13 protein-coding genes are annotated in these 16501 nt (G+C 64.4%); 2 read left to right on the forward strand and 11 right to left on the reverse strand.

What is annotated here, in order from left to right; translation table 11 throughout:
* Positions 1-326 precede the first annotated feature (326 nt).
* Positions 327-1235, forward strand: coding sequence for a hypothetical protein (locus tag NKH89_RS09925; protein ID WP_352496019.1), 909 nt, complete (start codon positions 327-329; stop codon positions 1233-1235).
* A gap of 86 nt (positions 1236-1321) precedes the next feature.
* Complete coding sequence (locus NKH89_RS09930) at positions 1322-2149, forward strand: Coat protein (protein ID WP_352908692.1); 828 nt, start codon at positions 1322-1324, stop codon at positions 2147-2149.
* A gap of 100 nt (positions 2150-2249) precedes the next feature.
* Here NKH89_RS09930 and NKH89_RS09935 read toward each other — a convergent pair whose 3' ends face one another.
* The 11 genes from NKH89_RS09935 to NKH89_RS09985 form a co-directional block, all read right to left on the reverse strand.
* Positions 2250-2816, reverse strand: a complete 567-nt coding sequence (locus NKH89_RS09935; RefSeq protein WP_352908694.1) for a hypothetical protein — start codon at positions 2814-2816, stop codon at positions 2250-2252.
* A gap of 245 nt (positions 2817-3061) precedes the next feature.
* Positions 3062-3487, reverse strand: coding sequence for a hypothetical protein (locus tag NKH89_RS09940; RefSeq protein WP_352908696.1), 426 nt, complete (start codon positions 3485-3487; stop codon positions 3062-3064).
* 30 nt (positions 3488-3517) lie between these two features.
* Entirely contained in the window at positions 3518-6406 is a 2889-nt protein-coding gene (locus NKH89_RS09945; protein WP_352908698.1) for a hypothetical protein, read from the reverse strand.
* 29 nt (positions 6407-6435) lie between these two features.
* Positions 6436-7134 (reverse strand): LamG-like jellyroll fold domain-containing protein, encoded by a 699-nt coding sequence (locus tag NKH89_RS09950; protein WP_352908700.1) that lies wholly within the window; start codon positions 7132-7134, stop codon positions 6436-6438.
* Positions 7135-7182: 48 nt separating this feature from the next.
* Positions 7183-7944: a hypothetical protein gene (locus NKH89_RS09955; RefSeq protein WP_352908702.1), complete on the reverse strand. Its 762-nt coding sequence runs from the start codon at positions 7942-7944 to the stop codon at positions 7183-7185.
* Between the two features lie 12 nt (positions 7945-7956).
* Positions 7957-10683: a TipJ family phage tail tip protein gene (gpJ, locus tag NKH89_RS09960; protein ID WP_352908704.1), complete on the reverse strand. Its 2727-nt coding sequence runs from the start codon at positions 10681-10683 to the stop codon at positions 7957-7959.
* Positions 10680-11141, reverse strand: coding sequence for an NlpC/P60 family protein (locus NKH89_RS09965; RefSeq protein ID WP_352908706.1), 462 nt, complete (start codon positions 11139-11141; stop codon positions 10680-10682). Before NKH89_RS09965 ends, gpJ begins: the two co-directional genes overlap by 4 nt.
* Positions 11138-11656, reverse strand: a complete 519-nt coding sequence (locus NKH89_RS09970; protein ID WP_352908708.1) for a DUF1833 family protein — start codon at positions 11654-11656, stop codon at positions 11138-11140. Before NKH89_RS09970 ends, NKH89_RS09965 begins: the two co-directional genes overlap by 4 nt.
* Positions 11653-12084 (reverse strand): hypothetical protein, encoded by a 432-nt coding sequence (locus NKH89_RS09975; protein ID WP_352908710.1) that lies wholly within the window; start codon positions 12082-12084, stop codon positions 11653-11655. The genes NKH89_RS09970 and NKH89_RS09975 overlap by 4 nt, the downstream gene beginning before the upstream one ends.
* Positions 12081-16124: a phage tail length tape measure family protein gene (locus NKH89_RS09980; protein ID WP_352908712.1), complete on the reverse strand. Its 4044-nt coding sequence runs from the start codon at positions 16122-16124 to the stop codon at positions 12081-12083. Before NKH89_RS09980 ends, NKH89_RS09975 begins: the two co-directional genes overlap by 4 nt.
* A complete protein-coding gene (locus NKH89_RS09985; RefSeq protein WP_352908714.1) occupies positions 16121-16486 on the reverse strand; it encodes a DUF1799 domain-containing protein in 366 nt (121 codons plus the stop codon). The genes NKH89_RS09980 and NKH89_RS09985 overlap by 4 nt, the downstream gene beginning before the upstream one ends.
* Between the last annotated feature and the right edge of the window lie 15 nt (positions 16487-16501).

The raw sequence follows: 16501 nt of genomic DNA on the forward strand, positions 1-16501 counted from the left end.
ACCGGCACTATCACGCTGCTCTGGGAGAACTGGGGCGACAATATCTAGGTTCCCTCCAGATATGGGTGATTGGCGAAAGCGGAAGTGATGGCCAATCTCCCCCCGCGTGGGGGAGATGCCCGGCAGGGCAGAGGGGGGCGCTGTCCCGCCGGCTTATCCAGCTGATTCGTGCTTGCAATCTTTCCCGGGGCGTTGGTGACGAAGTGCACCGGATCCTCGCGTTCCTTCGCGCCCCCCTCTGTCCTGCCGGACATCTCCCCCACGAGGGGGGAGATTGGCAGCTTCGCCGCTGGCTCTCTCTAAACCTCAACATAAGGAATCTTTTCATGACAGATCTGGCAGACGCCGGGTCCGCGGTGGCGGCGCCACCGGCGGGCAACCTTGCACGGCCACCGGCCAACGGGGACAACGGGTCCGCCCCGCCTGCGGCCAAAAGCTGGTTTGACGGTCTTTCCGAAGGCAACCGCAAGCTTGCTGAAACCAAGGGCTGGACCAAGCCAGAAAGCCTCGATCGGGTTTTCACCTCTTATGCGGAGCTGGAGCGGCAGCAGGGTGAGAGCCTGCGCGTTCCGGCAGCCGATGCAGCCGCGGAAGACTGGGACAGGTTCCATGCCCGACTGCCCGAGGCGATGCGTCCGCTGACCTCGCCCGACAAGGTCGAGTACAGGCGCCCCGACGGGCTCCCCGAAAACTTCGCCTATTCGGACGAGCTCGCCAATGCGTCCAAGGCCTGGGCAGTCGAGGCAGGTGCTACCCCGAAGGTCGCGCAGGCCTATCACGACCGCTTCGTCGGCTACATGGCCGAGCAGGCCAAGGCACAGCAAATCGCCGTTGCCCGCTCGGTCGAGACGACCCACGACGACCTTGTGCGGGATTGGGGACCGACCGGCAGCGATGGCTTTCGCAAGAAGCTCGAGGTCGCCAACAGGGCGATGAAGAAGCTCGGCCTGGTCAATGCCTATAAGGCGAAGGGCATCCTTCTGCCGGATGGTGCCTTGACCGACCCGCAGATCGCCAAGGCGTTCCACGCCATCGGCGAGGCGATGTTCCGCGAAGACACGATCGACGGCGGCGCGGCCTTGAGTGGAGGCAATCCCTTCAAGCGCAATGCCGCCGGCGAGCGCAACCTGACTGGCATCTCAGCCCTGGTCAAAAGCGACCCCGCCCGCGCCCGGCGGCTGGCACGCGAGGCCGGCGAAAACCCCGATCTGTGGATGCCCAATAATCCTCTCTGAAATTGGACCATGATCTTTTCCGAAACCGGTTTCCACTTTTCTGGATCATGGTCCGCCAACCCCCACAAACCTGAAGGAAGACAAAAATGGCAGACGCCTATACCCGCATCGCGGACGCGATCGTTCCGTCCGTCTATGCGCAATACTCGTTCGAAGAGCATGTCCAGTCGCTCGACATCTACCAGGCCGGGATCCTGTTTTCCGACCCGGCCATCGCCTCGAAGCTCTCCATGGGCGGGCGTTCCGTCGACATGCCCGGCTGGAAGGATCTCGGCAACGATCCCTCGGAGCCGGTCAATGACGACCCGGCCGACTCGATCGAGATGAAGAAGATCGGTGCGCGCCGCGAAGTCGCGGCCCGCAATGTGCGTGCGCAGGCCTGGGGCATCCCGGACCTGACTTCGATCCTTGCCGGCGACGATCCGCAGAAGCTCATCGTGCGTCGCCAGACCGACTACTGGCAGCGCGCCAACAAGCTGACGCTGCTCGGCATCCTGAAAGGCGTGCTGGCCGACAACATCGCCAATGACGGCAGCGATCTGGTGCGCGTTACCGGTGCTTCCATCGTCGACACCGACATCATCGAGGCCGCCTATCTGATGGGCGACCGCGCCGACAAGTTCAAGACGATCTGGATGCATTCGAAACAGATGAAGGCGCTGAAGCTCGCCGACCTCATCGACTATGTGCCGTCGTCCGAGCAGGGCGGGCCGCTGATCCCCTACTACATGGGGCTCAGGGCCGTCGTCGATGACGATATTCCGGTCGCCGGCGGCGTCTACACCGCCTTCATGTTCAAGGACAAGGCGATCCTGTGGAACGAGCTGCCGGTCAACACCGAAGGCGGCCCGCTCGAGTTCGACCGCAAGCCGCGGCAGGGCCATGGCGGCGGCGTCACCGAAATGGTCGTGTAGCGCGCAAAATCACTTGGCACCTCCGCGCAAGTTCACTTGGCACCAGATTTGGCTCGTTAAATGGGCGTAAAAGGCCGTTGCAGGCGCCTGGCGTTACAACTCACCCAGCGCCGAAGATCACGTGTCGGAGCACCATCAACCCGACCTCGATGCTAGGTGCTATCAGAGCAAGTCCGCCCAGACTGTAGAGCGTGATCGTTGCTAGGCTTAGAATTGGCCGTGAGCGGTCGAGCAAAGTGTAATAGGCAGCAAGAACGTTGAGCACTCCAATCGGGACCGGTGGGATCAATGTGCTCTGCCACTCGGAGTCGCCTCCGAGCACCCCAAGGCCTTGCGCAAGAACAATTACCCTGTAGACGCCGAACAAAGGGGCGCCCTGGCTGCCCGCCGGAACGAATGGCCGGATGGCATCGTACGCAGCCTTGGCCTGACCTAGGTCACCGCCATCGCGGACATAGCGTATGAACTCGTTTGGTGTCTCGAAGCGGCGAACCTCGGACGGGCAAAAAAGCCGAAATGAGCAATACCCGCCCAAAACGAGCAAGCCTCCAAAATATAGAAGATGCAGTCGGGTGATCGGGGAGAACCAAAGGCCTTCGCCCAACAGGCTGAACCGCATGAGCCAGGCCTGAATATTGTCGCCGTAAAGAACTGCATAGCCGACCACGGGCAGAAAGCTCGCCGCCTGAGGAAGCCTCGATCGGGTAATGGCCGCGTTGAGAGACCAAAGCGGATACCGATCCCTCCATGCTCCAACCTCAATGAGCCCCAACCGATCCACCTATGGCTTCCACACGATCAGTTCCCTGGCCGCCCGGCCTTTTGCGCCATCGGATACAACAGGTCTATCCACTCGATGTCAAAGCCCGTGAAAGGCCCGGTACTTCATTAATCGACGGATGAAGCGGACTGCTACGCATCCACCATGGCGGGGGTGGTAGGGTTGTTTTGGACGGCAGACGAGGTCAGGTGTTGAAGCCTCTCTATTTCGCTCTGCAACTCGGCCTCGGTGTTTGCGGCCTGCGCCACAACCGAAGAAGCCAAGTCTTGAAGGCGCTCTATCTCGCTCCGCAACTCGGCCTCTGTTGCTGCTGCGTGCGCCAGGGCGAGGCTTTGGCCGTTTATCGTCGCAAGGGCCTTCTCGGCCGCTTCGGATAGAAGGTCCGATGTCGGGAAGTCGACCAACCCGAGTGGCTCTGCGTCGAGTACATCGTCCTTCAACACCTCGCCGTCGAGGATGACGCGCCGGCGATATTGGACGTGAGCCCCAAGCGGGGCGCCGTCATCGCCGAAGCGGATGAGAATTTCGTAGGGGATCTTAGTGTCTTGGAGGGCCATGGAAACGTCCTTTGTTGGAACAGGTTTTCTTTATGCTGCGATCTGCCATGTGGTGCCGTCCGACATGGCCAGCACCTTGTTCGCGCCACCGCCAGCCACCGTTGTGCGGGGAACGATCGCATTGGCGTCTGTGACGTAGGCCAGCGATCCGGCGCCGCCGACCGAAGCGGCTGGCAATGTGGCGGCCGTGTAGCTCTTCAGCTTGAACGGTACGTTGACGCCGAGAAAAGCGGTTGAACCCTTATAAAGGGCTGCATCGCCAGATGGGCCGAAGTCGATGCCGATACCAAGGCCTGAGCCAGCCCCGGATGACCACTTGCCCTGCAGTGCACCGGCCTGGCTGTTGATCAGGATGGCGGCGTTCTGAAGGGTCAAATTATTGCCGCCAGAGCCGCTGTCCTGTTTCATGGCGCCGGCAGCGGTCCAAGTCTTGCCGTTGGCCGACCAGCTCGCTCCGGTGGCAAGGCCGTTGGTGAAATTGCCGGCGTTGGCGCCGTTGACAGAGATGCCGCCGGCATAGTTGATGCTGAATTCTATTTCGCCAGGATTGGTGCCTTCGGCCGCGCTGCGCAGCGATTGGAACACCACAGTGTTGTTCGTCTGCGTGGTGGCCGGTTGCAGTTTCAAGGCATTGCCGCCGGTAGAGGTATTGAACACCGTCTCGCCGAAGATATTGGCGGTGCCGTGCTTGCCAGCTTTCAAGCCCTCGAAATTTGTATATTCGCCGGCGACGACACCAATTATGATATTCGTATTCGTTGATTGATTGTCGACATATGGCTTGTTGTCGTTCTCGCCGGTGACGACGTAGTTAGCCTTGCCGTTGGCCTGGATCAGCACCATCGCGAGGTATTGAGCGCCGCTGTCGTAGCCCTGATTTCCAACCACGATGGTGTAGGCGGCCATGTTCAGGATGATGCCATAGTCGTAGGCGTTCGAGATCTCGATCAGGTTATGGCCGATATAGTTGCCGGTTGCGTACTGACCTTCGACCTCGGGTCCGCTGTCGATCTCAATCGCGCAGCGAGAGCCGACTGCCAGGTTCGACCCGCATCTGGTCCAAAACGTGTTGTTGAAGAACCGCTCGGCGTTGAATGAGCGCCGTCCCAGGAGGCCCCGACGGATGCCGTTGAAGAAGCACTCCCACACGCTCGAACCGTAGCCTTGAAAGGCAGCCCCGGTTGTGTTGTCGAACACCCTGACGGCGCTGCCGGCAACCCAGAAATCATCGTCGCAATTGGTTCCGCTCTTCAGCGTCCATGCCGTCGTCTGCGTAGCCTTGAAGGTGGTGTTTGTGGTGTAGAAGAAGGCCCGGCCGTTGCCGGGGACTGTGCCTTCGCGGCTGAGCAGGGTGACGTTGTCAACCGAAAGTGTTCCGAGCCCGAGTGAGACGATGCGGCCCACGGCGCCGCTGCTGCCGGTCCACATGAGCATCGATCCGCCCGTCGGAGACGAGCCTTGGCCGGAGCAGTGATGACCGTGGCCGGTAATCCTCAGCGGCGGCTGCTTGCAGACCAGATCGGTGCTGCCATCGTTCGGTAGAGTGAAGTCCTGGGTGACCCGATAGGCGGCTCGCCCGAGAAAGAGTGTGCCGCCGCCAGCCGCGTAAAGCGCCACAAAGGCGTTGGTCACCGCGGCGTCGTTGATGGTGCCTGTGCCGGTCGCGGCATTGCCGTCGCCCACCCCACCGAACTGTTCCAGCATGACGAACCGTCCGAAGTCGAAATCCAGGATGAAGACCAGCACGCCCGCCTGCTTCTGATACATCGTGCGGTGGCCTTGATGGTCCTCGTCGACCAGCACCTGGACGAAGGCGTTGGCGGCGATAGCGGCGACAGCGGCGGTCGCCAGCGCATGCGTGGCATAGGTGCCACTGATGCCAGCAGCACCAGCGGCCGCAATAGCGGATGCGGATGCGGCCAGCCTGTCCGATGCAGTCTGGGCGCGATCTGCCGCCGTGGCGATCGCATCACCAGCAGCAGCCGCCGCGGACCCTTGGGCAGCAGCACTGGCGAGCTCGGCCGCCGCCTGAATGGCGGCGCTGGCCTGGTCCGAGAGAAGGCGGAACGTCGCCCCGCTCTTGTAACCAAGCAAGACGGAACCTGCGGCCACGCCCCCTACGACCGGGTTGTTGCCCGAGTTGGTCTTGAGCGGCAGGGCGGCTTCGCCATTGAATGCCACGGTGACGGGTGTTGCCGTGTTCGTCGCCAAGATCGGCAGCAGGATCAGCGCACCAGCATCGATGGCGGGAACCGGCGTCGGCGTCGTCGCCACGATCACATTGACGCCGCCAGTGTTGGTGGCCGTGAGGAACTGCGTTCCGAAGTCGTCGAGCAGCCGAAAATTGCCGCCCGAAACGTAGCCAAGCACCACCGTGCCGGCCTTCAGGTCACCCGCTTTCAGCTGCTGACCTGTGGCCGACACGATCGTCAGGGCAGCGCCATCATTGAACGCGATGGTGACCGGCGAACCTGTGTTTGCCGCGAAGACGCTGAGGCAGACGATTTGCGATCCTGAGGCGTCGAGCGCGAGGCTCGTCGACGCAACGATCGCGTCAGGTGTGCCGGCGCCGGTGTCGGTCGCATAGACGATCTGGGTACCGGGAACGAAAGGCAAGACATTGACCCATGCGTTGCCGGCGTCGTCCCACCGGTAGAGCCCCGCATTGGCGAGGTCCTCTACGATCAGGGCGAGCTTGTTGTCGGGCTGCGAAGTGTCTGCATCGAGCAGCGCCTTGCTGGCATAAACAAACTCGGGAAGCGCGCCGAGGAACGGAGCACTGGCGATGAGCTGCAGGGCGAGACTGGGTATCGAAGTTCGCCGCGTCAGCGCGATGTTGTCGACGGTCTTGCCGCCGAGAATGCTGTCGAGGCCGCTTGCGGCCGTGATATCTGTCGTCTTTATGCCAATCGAGGCCATCTGGGGGTTCCCTTTAAAACTATTCGAATTCAGATCCTGGCGGACAGAAATGCGCGCATGCTGCTCTCTTGCTCCGCCGTCAGCAGTGGCGTGACTGCGACGGCCGCTATCTTTCCCTGGAAGAAGTTGGTTGCGGTGTTCGGCGTTGCGGCGCCAATCCTCGTCCGCGTCGTGCTTGTGGCCGGTACAAGGGCCGTCGTCGCAAGCGCATTGCCGTCGACCGAGACACCGATAAGTGCGCCATCGAAGGTGCCGCGCACGACATGCCGGCCGGAGAAATCGACGATGGTGCCGTTGACATTGGCCTGCGCGGCGCCGCTGCCGCCACCAGTGCCGCCTCGGTTCACCCCGCCCGACACCGCGCGCGCGATCCAGCGCGAGTTGTTGGCACTGGTCCCGCCGTAGCTGAAGATCCTGCGCCCGGTCGCGTCCGCCGCGAGCGCTTCCTGGTCGACCAGCGCCCATATCTCGCAGGCGGCGGCGCCGGTTGGAAACGGCACGCTGGCCAGATTGAGAAAATGATTGGTGCCGTCGAACGTCAGACAAGGCCGGCCATTGAACGCGCTGGGTGAATAGCCAGGCTGCGACAAAGCCGTCGCTTGCGAGGTGTTGTAGCCGGCGACCAGGTCACGCCATGACGAGACAGAGCCAGTAGCCTCGGATATCGAGCCGACGAAATCGGCGTCCCAATAGCCGGTCAGAAGCGTGCCCAGCTCGCGGATGAGCACCGGGCGGGAGGCCTCCAGAATTGACTTTTTGAGGATGCCAAACATCTCTCAGTTGACCAGGATCGCTTGCAGATCGCGGCTCGCGGCCTGCGCCACTGCCGCCGCGCTCGTGCCAGAGCGGATTTTGACGTATCGGACGCCAATGAAGTCGGAAACCGGCAGCAGGATCGATCGGCTCGCGGCTGCCTGGATGATGTATTCGGAACCGCCCGCCGTATAGAGGTCGTTATAGGTCGCGCCGTCATAGCTGGCCTGGAACGACAGCACCGCGGCCGTCCATGCGGCCGGCATCGCGATCCTGCAGAGCCGGGCGGTGCCGAGATCGATCCCGCCAGTGAGGCTGGCGCCATTGGCGATGTTAGCCACCACCACCGTGACCTGGTTGTTGACGACGGCGGCGTGGAGACGGCCGTCGGAACCGGTCTGGAGCAGCGTATAGTCTCCGTCATCGCCAAGCGCTCCCGGGACATCCTTACGGATTGCAAGCGCCGGCAGGCCAAGATCGCCGGACACATGGACGGCGTCCTCGGCCTTGAACGCCGCGAGCAGGCCAGCCAGTGTGCCGTTGCCGGTGCCGAGCAGTGCTTCGAGCCCGTCGGTGAAGCCCTCAAGCCCGTCCAGATAGGCGCCGATCGCGGTCAACAAAGCGGTCTGGGCGTCCTGCTTGGCGGCTGTGGCCGGATCTATCAAGGCGCCGGTCGCATCGACGGCCATTCGCGCTAGATAGTGCTTGCCGCCGATCAGTTCCGTGGCAATGGCGACGGAAAGTCCGGTGACGGTGTCGGTCGTGTTGATCTGGCTGGCGGCCATCGTTTTGCCCCTCTAGAGCACGAGTAAAAGGAAGGAATTGGCTGGAACCGGCGTCACGAAGTCGTCGGCACCGATAATCACGGAAATGATCACGGTCAGGCCGCTGTCGACGCCGGCCACGCTGACCGCCCAGGCCTGCATCTCGACCGTGTCGCCGAACACATAGCCGGTCACCGCGATGGTGCCTGAGGCCGGCGTACAGGACAGCGGCGGCTGCCAGGCCAGCGCGCCAGCCAGCCGGTGCTGCAGCTCGAAGGCCACCACGGGAACCGCGTTCGACGTGCCGCGGGTGATCATGACGATCAGCCCGTTGGCGTCGCCGGTCTCGATCGTGCCGCTGTCGACGCCGGTGAACACAGGCACCGCCGGCGGTACCAGCGACACGTCGATCTCGGAACCAACCCGGCCGCTCCATGGCGGCGGCTCCTCGGCGTCGGTCAGCTCGTCGATGATGGGTGCTGCCGCCTTCATCGCCAGCACGGAGGAATTGTTCTTGCCGCGCGAGATGCCAGTGATGATCAGAGGGATGCTGTCGAGCACGGCCGGCCCGAAATGCAGGATGTCGCCGGGCTTCGGCCTCTCGCCTGTGCCGGTCAGCCGCACGGCCGCGCTCTCGCCGGCGACCGTGGTGATGGTGCGCACCACGCTGGTGCCGATCGTGTCGTCGGCGTCGAACTGGCGGAAGCGGATGGCGTAGCTCTGGCCGTCGACCATGGTGAAGATGCCGTCGGTCTCGACATGATCGCCGCGCACTGCCTTGACGCGGGCCGAATGCGTGGCGCGCTTCAGCACATCGCGCGATGCGACCACCAGGTCGCCGCTGGTCGCGGTGCGCGCCGTGCCTTGCTGCACCGCCGAATAGTCGACGGCGCGGTTCATGATCTCGTATTGCCGGCGCCGCGTCTCGCGCCAGATCTCGACCGGGTCGGTCTTGCCGGGCAGCTTCAGCTCCTCGGTGATGTCGATCGGCCCGATGTGGCCCGGCCACGGCACCAGGCGCTCGGCCTGCTGGTAATCGTTGGTCTCGTCGATGAACGGCACGCGCAGCGCGTGCGGCGGCTCGAAATAGGAGGGCGACCAGCGGAAGTCGGACGAGTTCCGTGGATTGACGTGGTCGACGACGAGTTCGCGCGGCCGGTCGATGACGACGGTCCATTTGCGGCCGTTCCAGCGCACCGCCGCGCGGCCCGCGGCGCCGATCGCCGCCCTGGTCTGGCCGAGCGTGCTGTCGAAGTCATGGATGCGGTTGTATTTCAGGCCCTTGCCGGCACAGAAGACGTGCCAGTCCTCGAAGGCCGGAAAATCGATCTGATCGTCTGGAACAGGCCGATAGAGCGCCGGGCCGCGAAGCGCGCGCAGCGCCAGCGAGGCGGGGTTTTGCGTCACCCTGTCGACCCATGTGCCGCTCCCGGCATCCCAGTCAGGCGCGATGCGCTTGTCGAGCGTGTTGAAGTTGTCGAGCGTGCCGTTGAGCTGCGCCGTTGCCTTGATGCGTAGCGCGCTTAGGGCCACAGGCTTGCGGAAATTGAACGGGTATTCCGGCCTCCAGCTCTGCAGCACCACCCATGTGCAGTTCGAGATTATCTGCGGCCCGGAAGAGGACATCTGCTCGGAGTCATTCAGGCGCTCATATTCGATCTCGTAAGCGCCACGCACTGGAAACTCGATGCGATCCTCACGATAGAAACCGGCCGCTTTCTTGGCGGTGATCCGCAGAACAGGCAGATCGGTCCATGCCGGGTTGCCGACGAGACGAAAGCGCCGCTGTAACTCCACCGTCGTCGCTTGTTTGTCGCCGTCCTCATCATCGATCTTAATGAGGCCAGCGGGAAACGACAGGATGGCGATTGCCCATTTGCTGTCAGGCGCAGTGAAGCGGCTGACCGGCTTGGCCTCCGACGGAACGCCGTGTTGCTGCTCTCCCATGTCGTCCTTGGGAAACGGCCGCTCCAGATCGGCGCCGACGCGCTCCTCGAGCACCTGATTGACATAGAGCGACAGCGGCGCGTCATCGGCATAGCCGTAGCGCGTCTCGATCTCGATCTCGTCATACTTGGTCAGCAGCGTGTCGCCGAGCTTCTCCTCGGAAATCTCTAGCGGGCCATAGCCGTGCACGAAGACGGCGCGGTCATAGAGAAAGTCGCCGACCACCTCGATATAGGACATCGCTGCGAACGGCGGCGCGTAGCGGTGCGTGCCCATGACGTCGGGCACCGGCGCATCCGGCGTGAACTGGTTCTGCCAGCCGGCAATGGCGAAGGTCGACTTTTCCGGCTTGTCAGGGCCAGGAAGCGGCAGCAGCGCGTTGATCAGCAGCCCGCCGAGCGCGGTCAGGCCAACAGTCAGAGCGGTCTTGGCCACACCTGCCAGAACTTCCGAGCCGAGCAGCGTGGCGCCGGCGGGGAAAAAGAAGCCGGCAATGGCAATCGCCGCGACCGAAACCAGGATGGTCAGCACGGACCTCAGCGCGGTCTGGCCCGGGATGACGCGGATGACGACATGGACCCCGGCATGTGGCCGCGCGCGATGCCAGAGCGCGCGAGGCACGATCTGCATGCCGTCGCCCTTGACCAAGGCGACGCGGGTGCGCGCCAGCACCGGATCGACAGCACCAGGCAGCGCCATCGCCACCATCTCGGCGATCGTCATGCCTTCGGGCAGTGTCAGCTCGACGCGGGCGCGATCGGGCTGGAAGGCCATGGGCGCGGCCGTGACGTGGACACAGTTCGGGGCCTTCATTGGGTACCCCGCCAGCGATAGATGCCGGTCAGGCGGTGTTCCCAGGGCGAGCCGTCGTCATAGCGCTCGATCTTGGAGCAGTCCTGCTCGACCATGTGCAGCATCAGGCCGGGCCGCAGGAACAGGCCGCAATGAGCGTCGAGGCGGCCGCGCCGGAGCCAGATGATGTCCAGCGCCTGCGGCTGCTCGCGCAAGCAGAACTCCTTGCCGTCGCGTTCGCCGATGATCTGCCAGGACGGTGAAGACGCTTCCTGGCTGACGATGGCGGCAATCTCTTGCCGCTCGGCCGCGCCGAGGCCGGCATAGGATGGCAGATCGTTGCCGGCATGCTCGGCATGGACCAGGCGAACGAAGCCCCAGCAGTCGCAGCCGGACCAGTCACGGCCTTTGTCGGCGAAGGGCAGGCCGATGAAGGCTTGCGTCCAGCGGAGATCGCCCCGGGCTTGCATGATTGTCATCTGTGCAGCCCCGGAAAGCGTTCCTTGGTCATGCGGTCGGCCGGATACGGCTCCGAGTCGATAGGCTCCATGGAGAACTTGAGCGACACCTGGCCGCTATCGCCGTCGGCGCCGGTCATCAAAAGCCCGATCCACTCGGCCTCGACGGTGTCGGGGCTCGACGCCAAGACCACGGCCATGTGGCAAGTCGCCTGCACCGTGGTCGAGGTGAGGATGTCGGCGATGTCGCTGTCGAGGATCTCCAGCACCAGCGAGGCCTGCGCCGGCGCGTCGTCCTCCTCGTCTGGAACGAGAGCGTCAAGCATGACGTGTTTGAAAGGCGATCCGTCCGGGGTTCTCCAGGTCGATAGGGTCCCGTATTCCAGCGGCTCGACAGAGAGCCTGTCGGCATTGTCCGACGACAGCCGCACCGGCGCATCGAGCAGTGGATGCTCGATGATGACCAGAACCACCTCCAGCTCGTCCGTGGCGACCACGTCGAGCGCCAGGCGCATGTTGAGCGAGACGCGCCTCATGGCATCACCGCGATCTCGAAGGTGACCCGCCACTGCACGCTGCCCGGCGAACTCGGCGCACGCGTCGGCAGCTGCTGGCCGAGCAGGCAGAGCCATGTCTCGGCGATCAGGATCGGCGTGCCGTCCTCGGTCGTCAGCGGCGTGCCGTCGTCGGTCAGCAGCGGCAGGCCGTCCGTGTCCGGCGCCGGCATTAGGAACGGCTTGGTGCCTTGCTTGATCTCCTCGGTGAACCAGCGGTCGAAGCGGGCGAGCTGCGCCCTGGTCAGCACCGTCGAGAAGTTCACCATGTCGGCGACCGCCGAGAAGCGACGCCGCACATTGGGAGGGCCGGCGTCTTCGGCCCTGCGGGTGCGGCCGTCGCCGCGCGCGTACTGGAACGGGCCGCGCTCCGGCCTCGGCAATTCGGCGGGATACCAGACCAGGCTCATCGGCGTTTCACCGGCTGCCTGGCGCCGCGCGCGTTCAAGGTGCGGTTGGCCGCACTGCCCGGCCTGTTCATCTCGGCCGCCATCTGCTCGCCGACGATCACCTCGGTGCGGCGCCCGCCCTTGCCATCGTCCGTCTCTTCGGTGCGCACACTGCTGTTGCCGTAGTTGTGCACTACCGTGTCGTGCCTGAACTCGATAACCGCCCCGCCACCGCCGCCGGCGCGTGATCCTGACCGAGGCACCGGGTAGCCACCTTCCATTTGGGCGCCGGCATCTTCGAGGCGGCCGTGGCGCCCGGACCTGGCCGAGCGCCGCAGATTGTCCAGGAACGGAACGCCGAGCGCGCGCACCACGGGCGCGTCCATGACGTACTCTTGTTCGTGGACGAGGCCGGCGACCTTGTTCGGGTCGCTGCCGCCGGTCGGGCCGCCAACATCGTAGAGGCCGGCGGTGCCCGACTGGATCGCCGACCAGGCTGCCGGCGACCTGAAGAAGCCACTGATCATAGACCAGATGCCGGAAAACCCGGACAGTCCGCCGCCGGCCGGCGCCGCCGGGAACTGGCTGAGCGCATTGCCGAGCTGGCCAAGCCCACCGCCGAAACTATTGAGGCCCTTTGCGGCAAGGCCGGTGCTTTCGGTCAGCCGCGTGATCGCTGCCGTGGCTTTGTTGCCTGCGCTCTCCACACCGGGGAAAAGCGCGCGTTGATTATCGTTGAGGCCGTTGCGCCAGGAGCCGCCAGCCATCCCGAGCCGGCCACCGCCGAGATCGAAATGCATCTCGTCCATGGCGCCGTATTTGCCCCTCTGGCCGCCGAAATATCCGCCCCACCTGAAACGGTCGGTCAACTCCGGATATTTCTCCAGCTGCACCTGGCGCGCCGTCTGGGCGAACTTCTCGTACGTCGCGAAGGTGCTTGGGTCCTGATAGTTGCCCAGCTTCTTGCCGGTGAGGAGATCGGTCAGCCTGACATCGGTCGCGAGGCCCTGACCGTGAAAACGTGGGTCGCCTGGCCGCAAGCCTGAGATCGCATCGACCTGGTAGCCGCCGAACCGCTTCGCGGCACTGTCGAGAATGTCCATCAGCCGGGCGTCGACGCCCGACTTGAAGTTTCCGACCATGCGAAGCGAGCTTCCGGCGACATCTGACAACGGGGAAGTCGCCGCCTCGCTGCCGCGCATCCCCGACGACGGATCGGTCGAATTGCTGTTGGCCGGTGAGAAGAACCGCTTGATGCTGTCGAAGATGGTGCCAGTGCCGCCGCTGACGCCCAAGGCACCGTTGATGTTGACGACGCCGGCCTGCACATCCATGGCGCCAACAGACTGCCCGCCTGCCGGCTGCGGACCGCCGAGCAGCGTGCCGATGAAGCCGCCAATCCCGCCGATGCTGTCCAGCGTCGGCAGGCCCTTGTTATAGACCGCGTTGGCCAGCGGGTTCTTGATCGCAAGCTGGGCGAGCTGCTTCAGCACGTCGTCGGCCGCGCTCTTCAGCACGCTATCGATATCGGTAAAGCCGCCGAGAGCGCTGTCGACGATGCCGCCGATCGCGTCGACGCCGGTCTCGCGCACGTCCTCCCAGAGCTGCTTCTGCTGCTTCAGCAGCTCGTTCATGCGGATCATCGCCGCCGCCTCGGAATTGAGGTCCACCGCCAGCCCGGCGCCCTTCAGCCGGTCGGCGACGGTCGCCTCGATCGGCGAGCGGCCGAGCTGGTCGCGCTCGAACTGCAGGTCTCGGCTTAGGTTGGCGCGGGATCTGGCTTCGGCCAGCGCGGCCAGCTCCGCCGCGTTGGCGCGCATCGCCTCGGCTTCCTTGCCGTAAAGGTCAATACCGAGCTGTCGAATCTGCTGCTCCACCTGCAGGCTGGCGATAACACGGTCATGGGCGGCGGTACTCGCCCCGACCAGTGCAAGCTCGGCGCGCTGGGTCTCGATATTCTGACCCTGCCCAACGATCGTTGTGCGCGCCGACTGGATGGCGCTAAGCCGGCCATATTCGGCGGCCTTTTCCTTGATGCGCCGGATCTCGGCTTCGTCGGCCGGGACATTGTTGCGGGCGGCTTCCTCGCGGACCGCCTGTTCGAGCTGAAAGGCCATGCGCAGCGCTGCCGCCTCGGCCGCCGTCCTGCCGACCAGGCCGATTTCGAGCTGCTGGGAGGCTATCGTCTGGTCGAGCGACCGCAGACGCTGCTTCTGGGCTTCGTCCAGCGTCTGCTGGGCTCTGGCGTAGGCCAGCGCCGCCGCCGTGTCGCCGCGATAGTCACGGACACCCTTGCCCTCGTTTGGGTCGAATGGCCTCGCGTCCTCGGTTGCGCGAGCGGCCCTGGCTTGTTCTTCCGGCGATCTGGCATAGAGCGACCGGAACGCCGTCTCGCGGTCGCGCTGCAGCTGAACAAGTGCCGCCCGGTTGCCGGCAAGCCATTTTGTCAGGTTGGCGCCTTCATCGCCCCGGCCGACAGTGACGCCCTGGAACGTTGCTATCGCTGCGCTCGACCCGCGCAGATGAAGCTCAAGGGCCGCCGCCTGGTTGGCGCTGTCCTGAAGCTCCTGCGCGAAGTCGTGCGCGGCCTTGCTCAGGCTGGGATCGATCCGCAGTTCGCCGAGCCGCTTCTGGACGCCGGCGGCGTCAATCTGGCCGGCCTGCATTTCCGCCGCCAGCTGCCGGAAGGCGGCCACACCGGCTTGGCCGAGCTTCGCGAAATCCGCGCCGGCGGGGTCCGAAGGCGAGATCGTCGTCGCGATCGACATCTGACGGCGGATATTGTTGAGCGTGGCGACAAGCGTGTTCTTCTCGTCTTCCGCCTGTTTGATGGCGTCGGCCTGTGCCACCGACAGCGGCACTTTCGACGCCTGGTCCTCGTAGGCCTTGGCCGCCGCCGCAGCGAGCGGATAGGCGGCGGCGATCTCGTCGATTATCTTTTTGTGGGTTTTCAGAACGGCGTCGACCGACTGGATGTTTGTCCGCGTCGACAGCGCATAGGCGATGGCGGCGGCGCCGGCGGCAACTAGGCCGGTGGTCACCAGGCCGACGCTGGGCACAAAACCGAGGAAGGACGCGGCCGCCGATGCCAGCGAGCCCCTGATCGCGGTCAGCGAGCCGCGGAGCCCTTTCGGGCCACTCTCCAGCGCGTCATAGACCTGACCGGCCTGCGACGCGAAGATCATCATCGCCGGTGCGCCGAGCGCCCACATCGTGACGACATCGTTGCCCTGCCGCGACAGGTTGAGCAGCTGCGAGGAAGTCAGGCGTGCCGCGCCCGCAACGGAGCCCAGCCCCGTCACTATCTGGCCCGATGCTCGGCCGAGCATCGTATAACGATCGTTCAGATGCGTGAGCGCCAGATCGTATTCCTTGGCGCTGGTGAAGGCGCCGACCCTGTGCGCGTTGTTCAGCTCTGTCAGCTCGGCCTCGTATTGCTTTGAGGCGGCATAGAGCGGGTTGAAGCGGGCCCGCAGCCGGTCCAGTTCGTCGCCATAGGCAGCGATGTCGGAACCGCGATCTGGCACAATGGTGACCCGGTTGACCATGGATTGCGCAGCATTTTTCTGGGCTGCGGCCAAGCCATTCAAGGCGCTGATCTGGCTATTTAGGGCAACCGTCTCCCGCAAGCGCGCGTCGATCGCCAAGGAGCCGCTGATCGCGCCAGTGCGCTCGGCTTGGTTGATGGCCTCAATCGCCGTCCGGTATCGGGTCTGCGCTGCGAAGAGCGGATCGTAGATGGCTCTGATCCGGTCGAGCGCCGCGCCGTAGGCTGATATGTCGGCAGCACGCTGCCGATACGTTGCGTCGTCGGTCGGACCCTTCATGCCGGCATAGGCCGCCACGATCCCCTGGATGCGCTTCTGCACCGCCTCTTGGCCGGTCAGCATGTCGGTCACGCGCTTCGACGATGCCGCCGCCTGGTCGTTGGCGGCGGTGAGCGCCGCCGAGGTGCGGGCCGCCTCGACGCCGACCGTGCGGACCGCCGCTGCCGTGGCGCCGGCCGCCGCAGTCGCACCGACAGCGTCGCCGCTGATGACGAGGGCGAGATTGAGGCTCACTCGCGCACCTCGTTCATGATCGCGCGGGCCTCGATCTCCATGTCGCGCAGATCTTCAAGCAGCTGAGCCGCCGGATAGCGCTTCTTTTCTCGCTTCGGTCGCGCCCGCAGCAGCACGTCGGCCGCCGCATAGTCGATGCCGAGCCAGTAGAGCAGGCCCTGCATGCCGCGCGCGACGACGCGCCACTGTGTCTCGCAGCCGAGAAACAGCACCACCGATGGCATGTTGATGTCCCACACTTCGAACACGTCGCTTTCTTCGTCGTCTGTCGGATCGGGCAGGCTCTCGGGCGGAACGCCCAACGCTTCGGCATCCTGCCGCGCCTGGTCATCGGGCCGCGAAGGGCGTGTCGGGTCGGTCAAGCCTTCCCGTGCCAG

Source organism: Mesorhizobium sp. M0923 (genome assembly GCF_040319365.1).
GTDB lineage: Bacteria > Pseudomonadota > Alphaproteobacteria > Rhizobiales > Rhizobiaceae > Mesorhizobium.